4 protein-coding genes are annotated in these 5,463 nt (G+C 54.3%); all 4 read right to left on the reverse strand.

Translation table 11 applies throughout. The annotated features are described in order from the left end of the window. Positions 1–2,196: c-type cytochrome (locus ACEW8P_RS00265; protein WP_373511108.1), on the reverse strand; the 2,196-nt coding region annotated here is incomplete at its 3' end. Between the two features lie 176 nt (positions 2,197–2,372). After that, a complete protein-coding gene (locus tag ACEW8P_RS00270; RefSeq protein WP_373511109.1) occupies positions 2,373–3,161 on the reverse strand; it encodes an SDR family NAD(P)-dependent oxidoreductase in 789 nt (262 codons plus the stop codon). Positions 3,162–3,298: 137 nt separating this feature from the next. Further along, positions 3,299–4,549: an ATP-dependent Clp protease ATP-binding subunit ClpX gene (clpX, locus tag ACEW8P_RS00275; protein ID WP_373511110.1), complete on the reverse strand. Its 1,251-nt coding sequence runs from the start codon at positions 4,547–4,549 to the stop codon at positions 3,299–3,301. 268 nt (positions 4,550–4,817) lie between these two features. Further along, positions 4,818–5,462 carry a ClpP family protease gene (locus tag ACEW8P_RS00280; protein ID WP_373511111.1) on the reverse strand — a complete coding sequence of 215 codons (645 nt, stop codon included), beginning with the start codon at positions 5,460–5,462 and terminating at the stop codon, positions 4,818–4,820. Between the last annotated feature and the right edge of the window lies 1 nt (position 5,463).

Genomic DNA, 5,463 nt, shown 5'->3' on the forward strand with positions numbered 1-5,463 from the left:
CAGATATAGCCGGGTGCCGTCGTCCGAAAGCGACATCCGGCTCACCTTCATGTCCGTCAAATCCATTTTCGGTCCGCCGTATTTTGGCGTAGGCTGGTACCACCACTGCTGAATCAGCATTTTCTGAAAATCAGCCTTGATGTTCTTGCTCACAGATTCGGTGAATTCTATTTCAAAACCCTTTGGCTTAGCCCGCACGGCCAGCATTTCAAAGGTCTTCTTATCGTTAAAAGTAATCTTCTGCAAGCCAGAGGTGTGATTCTGCCAGCTCCACCCGCCGGGGGCCATGCCTACCTCGCCCACGTACAAAGCCCCATCGGGCCCCCAGCGCATCCGGTTGACGCCCGCCGCGAAGCCTTGCGAAAAGCGGAAGGCCGCGCCCTGGTACTTTCCATTAACTTTTTCCAAAAAATCGCGGACGATACCGCCGTGCGTTACCTCGCCGTGCAGCATTTGGCCTTTGTAGATTCCTTCTTTGATTAACACGGGTTCGGAAGGTGAGTTACCGATTTCGTTTTCGGGCAACCAAATCGCGGGCGGCACCATGCGCGGCATCGGAGCCGATTCGTCGAGCCAGCCCCAACCCATGCCGTTGAAATCGCCCTCACGGACGTGAATCAATTTGTTGGCGGGTAGCCATTGGCCCTGGTTGTCCAGCACAAAAAGTTCGTCGTCCGGGCCGACACCGATGCCGTTGGGTGTCCGCAGGCCGTAGTTTACGGACTCAAAACTACCGTCGGGGCTGATCTTGATTGTATGACCTCGCTCAGGCTGTTGTTTCTGATCGGGTGTCAGGCGCATCGCCATCGAAAGCGTGGCGTAGAAGTATCCGTCTTTGTGTACCAGACCAAATGCAAACTCATGAAAATCGGCGGTGACGCCCCAGCCGTTGCAGATGGTGCGGTACTCGTCGATGATTTCATCGCCGTCATTGTCGATGAGTTGGGTCAGTTCGTGTTTTTGCAAAACGTAAATCTCACCATTCACGACTTCGATACCCAGCGGTTCGGCCAGGCCGGAAGCAATGCGCTTCACCTGAATTTCCTCGCCTTTGTCCTTCGTGACATTATCCAGCAAATACACGCCGCCTACCACATCCCAGGTCGTGACCACCAGCCGCCCGTCGGGTAGGAAAGCCATCGCGCCCACCTTGGGTTTGAAGCCGGGCGTATGCAGGGTCGTGAGGTCTATACTGGGGTGAACGCCTTCCAGCGCCGCGCCGAAGCCGGGCTTGGTGGGCAGTTTCTCCGCCGTGTTGGGCCGATCGGGAAGGTGTTCTTTTTTAGTGGTTAGCTCTCTGGGTTTCAGAGTGAAAATGTAGTCGAGAATGGTCTCAATCTCATCCGTGGCCAGTGCCGGATGGGCGTTCATCATGCCGTTTCCCCAGGCACCCGTGCCGCCATTTTTGATTTTGGCGGTAAGTTGCGCCACGTTACTCTTGTTCTTGAGATAGCGCCCCGACACCTGCTGGAACGACGGCCCGACGTTCTCCTCGTAGTACTCATGGCAGGTCAGGCAGTCACTTTTCTCGATCAATTCCTCCCCCTTGTGAGCGTACTCTTTCTGGGCGATGGGCCGCGATTGCGCGGGCAGCGGCTCAAAATAATCCGTATGCCGCGACCTGCCGTTGGAAACCATGGCCAGATTTCCCAAAGCCGATTTTAGGGTGATGGAAACATTCGACGGTACATTGCTGGTCACGAAGATTCGCTCTAGACCCGGCTTACCCGCTTTGTTTCTGACAAATTCCGGACGCTCCTCGATCTGAATCGTGTCCGTGCCCAGAATCAGGCTATGTTGTAAGTAGATTTGATTTTTCTTGAAAACGTAGCCTTTACTCTGCATCAGAATCGGCATTGCTTTGCCATCGAGCTTAGCGGTCCAATTAAAATTTTGGTCGCTATCATTCAGGTAGTCCGCGCCCCAGGAGGTAGGTTGAATTTCCTTTTCGCTGGTGTAGGGCGCGCCGTCCATCGAAATGCCACCTTTCCAGACTTTGTACATCTTGCACTTCGCCATATCATAGGCCACGTACATCGCCGTATCCAACGCCACGGTCAGCATCCTCGGTTTTTTATCCAGCACCGAGCGGATGGCCCACACGTCGAGGGGGCGCGGGTTTTCCTGCTCCCTGGCGGGGCCACCGGAAGTCAGGAAGGCCAGACAAAGTGCGGGTACCAGTATTCTTGAAAGCATTTTCATGTGAGATCTGCCGTTGACGGTGTGATCGGTTCAACTTCTTAGAGTGAAAGACATGCTTTGGTGGAGTTTACCCTGAGTGGAAATGCGACAAAGGCACAAACAAGGTTACCAAATCAATAAATGAGCAATTCAATATCAATTACACGGTCACACAAATCAACAACCTTCCTTCAATACTGCCCTTCAGTTACGCTCCATCCGCCATCCACAGTAAGTACCTGCCCGGTAGTGAAGCGGGAGAAATCGGACATAAAATAGACCGCCGCACCGTCGAGGTCGTTGGGTTGGGCCATGCGGCCACCGTCAAGGGGTTGTTTGGTTTTGATGAAGCTCTGAATGGCATCGTCTTCGGAGGCGCGTTTGGCCATGGGCGTATCGACCAGCGCTGGGGCCAGCACGTTGATGCGGATGTTGTTTTTGGCGTAGTAAGCCGCCGTGGATTTGGTAAAGCCAATCACCGCCGACTTCGCCGCGGCGTAGGCGTGGGTAGTGAAGTGTTGCGGCGAGGGCGACTCACCCAGCACCGAACCCATGTTCAGGATCACGCCGCCGCGGTTCATGCCCATGAAGGCGCGGATGGCCGCCTGATTTGAGAGCATCAGGCTGGTTAGGTTGAGATTCAGCGTGGTATTCCAGCCGTCGAGTGTCAGTTCATGCAGCGGGCCGTCGCCGAACTTGCGGCCGCTGCCGCCCGCCACGTGATACAGGCCATCGAAACTACCGAACTCGCGCACACAAAGTTGAATGGCATTCTGAGCGGTTTGGGCGTCGGTCGCGTCGCCCTGCTTGGCGCGGGCATTCTGGCCCAGATCTACCTCGGCCATTAGACAGCTCTCAGGATTGCGCCCGATCACGACCACGTTGGCTCCGTGATTCACAAATGCCTGCGCCGCCGAAAGCCCCAGCCCGGTAGTGCCACCGATGACCACGATTCCTTTATTTGTAAGCCAGTTGTTCATGTGTATGTGGGTTATGAGGGTGTGAATCCTGCAAGAATAAGGAAATTTGGGCAAAAAAACACCCTGCCTTTCCAAGAAAAGCAGGGTGTTTTTGAAGTAGTATAGCATTCTTGGTCAGGCTACGGAGCGAAGCAGAGTTAGGCTACGGAGCGAAGCAGAGCCATTGAGGATTTATCGAATTGCTCGCGGGCATAATTGAGCGAAAGGGTAAATTCCTTCATGTCTTTATTGGAAGGCATTTCGAACATCGCATCCGTCATGATGGATTCGCAAATAGAGCGCAAGCCTCTGGCTCCCAGCTTATAAATCATCGCCTGATCCACAATGAAGTCGATCACATCGTCGTCGAAATACAGCTCGACACCTTCCATTCTGAACAGTTTCTGGTACTGCTTCACGAGGGCATTTTTGGGTTCGACCAGGATGCGGCGCAGCGTTTCGCGGTCCAGCGGGTTGAGGTAAGTCAGCACGGGCAGACGACCAATCAACTCAGGAATCAAACCGAACGATTTCAAATCCATTGCCGTCACGTAGCGCATCAAATTGCCTTTGTCGAAGATTTCGATGATGCGGTTATCGCCCGAAAAGCCGATGGGGCGCGTGTTGATGCGCTTGGCGATGTGCCGCTCGATGCCATCGAAGGCACCGCCGCAGATAAACAGGATATTCTCCGTGTTCAGGGCGATCATTTTCTGGTCGGGGTGCTTGCGTCCGCCTTGCGGGGGTACGTTCACGATCGATCCTTCCAGTAGTTTGAGCAAAGCCTGCTGCACGCCCTCACCGCTTACGTCGCGGGTGATCGACGGGTTGTCCGACTTGCGGGAAATTTTATCTATTTCGTCAATGTACACGATGCCACGCTCGGCGGCTTCCACGTTGTAGTCCGCGGCTTGCAACAGCCGCGTCAGGATCGTCTCGACGTCCTCGCCCACGTAGCCCGCCTCGGTCACGGTGGTAGCGTCGGCAATGCAGAAAGGTACCTGCAGTACTTTGGCGATGGTGCGTGCGAGGTAGGTTTTGCCGGTTCCGGTTTCGCCCGCCATGATGATGTTCGACTTCTCGATAATCACCTCGTCTTCGTCTTTGAACTGCGACAGACGCTTGTAGTGGTTGTACACCGCCACGGCCAGCGAGCGCTTGGCTTCATCCTGCCCGATGATGTACTGCTCCATGAATTCCTTCATCGCCTGCGGCGGAATGAGGTTCAGCTTGGGCAGTTTCGACTTTTTGCCGTCTTTGTCTTTCTTATCTTTGGGGTTCAGTTCTTCCATCACCACCTGATTTCCCTGCGTGATGCAGTGGTTGCAGATGTGGGCGTCGATACCCGACAACAGAAGTTCGACTTCACTTTTACGGCGTCCGCAGAACGAACAGGTTACTTGAGCCATTGGGGAAAGTTTATGAGTCTATGAGTTCAGAAGTTTATGAGTTGTTTTTTGATGAAGAAAGCTTTCGATATAAAAGTAAAAGTCCTGGCACCTTGGTATTTAGCAGGTTACGAAGCGGTTTACTTATAGACTTTAAACTCATAAACTTTATCGCAAAGTTCAGTTTTTTTGCATCGCCAATCAAGTTGGGTACTTGGGTAAGCAACAAAAAAACCGATAAGGTTCACGGATGAACCTTATCGGCAGGTATCGATTTACCGAGCGGGACTTAACTTTCCTTTGATTTTTCGCGGGTAAGTACCTCGTCGATCAGGCCGTATTCCTTGGCCTCGATGGCACGGAACCACTTGTCGCTGTCAGAATCCTTCTCGATGTCTTTCACATCCTTGCCCGTGTGATCGGCCAGGATTTCGTAAAGTTCCTCGCGGATCTTGACGATCTCGCGGGCCGTGATCTCGATGTCGGTCGAGCGTCCCTGCGCGCCGCCCGAAGGCTGGTGGATCATTACTCGCGCGTGGGGCAGGGCCGAGCGCTTGCCCGCTGCACCGCCCGCCAGCAGTACCGCACCCATCGAGGCAGCCAAGCTGGTGCAGACCGTCGCCACGTCGGGCCGCACGTACTGCATGGTGTCGTAAATACCCAGCCCGGCATAGACAGAGCCGCCGGGGCTGTTGATGTACATCAGCACGTCTTTCTTGGCATCGGCCGATTCGAGGAACAGCAACTGCGCCACCACGATGTTGGCGATGTTGTCGTCCACCGCCGTGCCCATAAAGATGATGCGGTCGGCCATGAGGCGCGAGAACACGTCCACCTCGCGGAAGTTCATCGGGCGCTCCTCGATCACGGCGCGGGTCATGTTTTCGATGGTGTGGTTCATGTAGCCATCCACCGTGGAGCCATTGATGCCCATG

Source organism: Persicitalea sp. (assembly GCF_041751555.1).
GTDB lineage: Bacteria > Bacteroidota > Bacteroidia > Cytophagales > Spirosomataceae > Persicitalea.

Coding starts and splice junctions, on each gene's coding strand:
- ACEW8P_RS00270 (WP_373511109.1), bottom strand. CDS start 3,161: ATGAACAACTGGCTTACAAATAAAGGAATCGTGGTCATCGGTGGCACT.
- clpX (WP_373511110.1), bottom strand. CDS start 4,549: ATGGCTCAAGTAACCTGTTCGTTCTGCGGACGCCGTAAAAGTGAAGTC.
- ACEW8P_RS00280 (WP_373511111.1), bottom strand. CDS start 5,462: ATGGGCATCAATGGCTCCACGGTGGATGGCTACATGAACCACACCATC.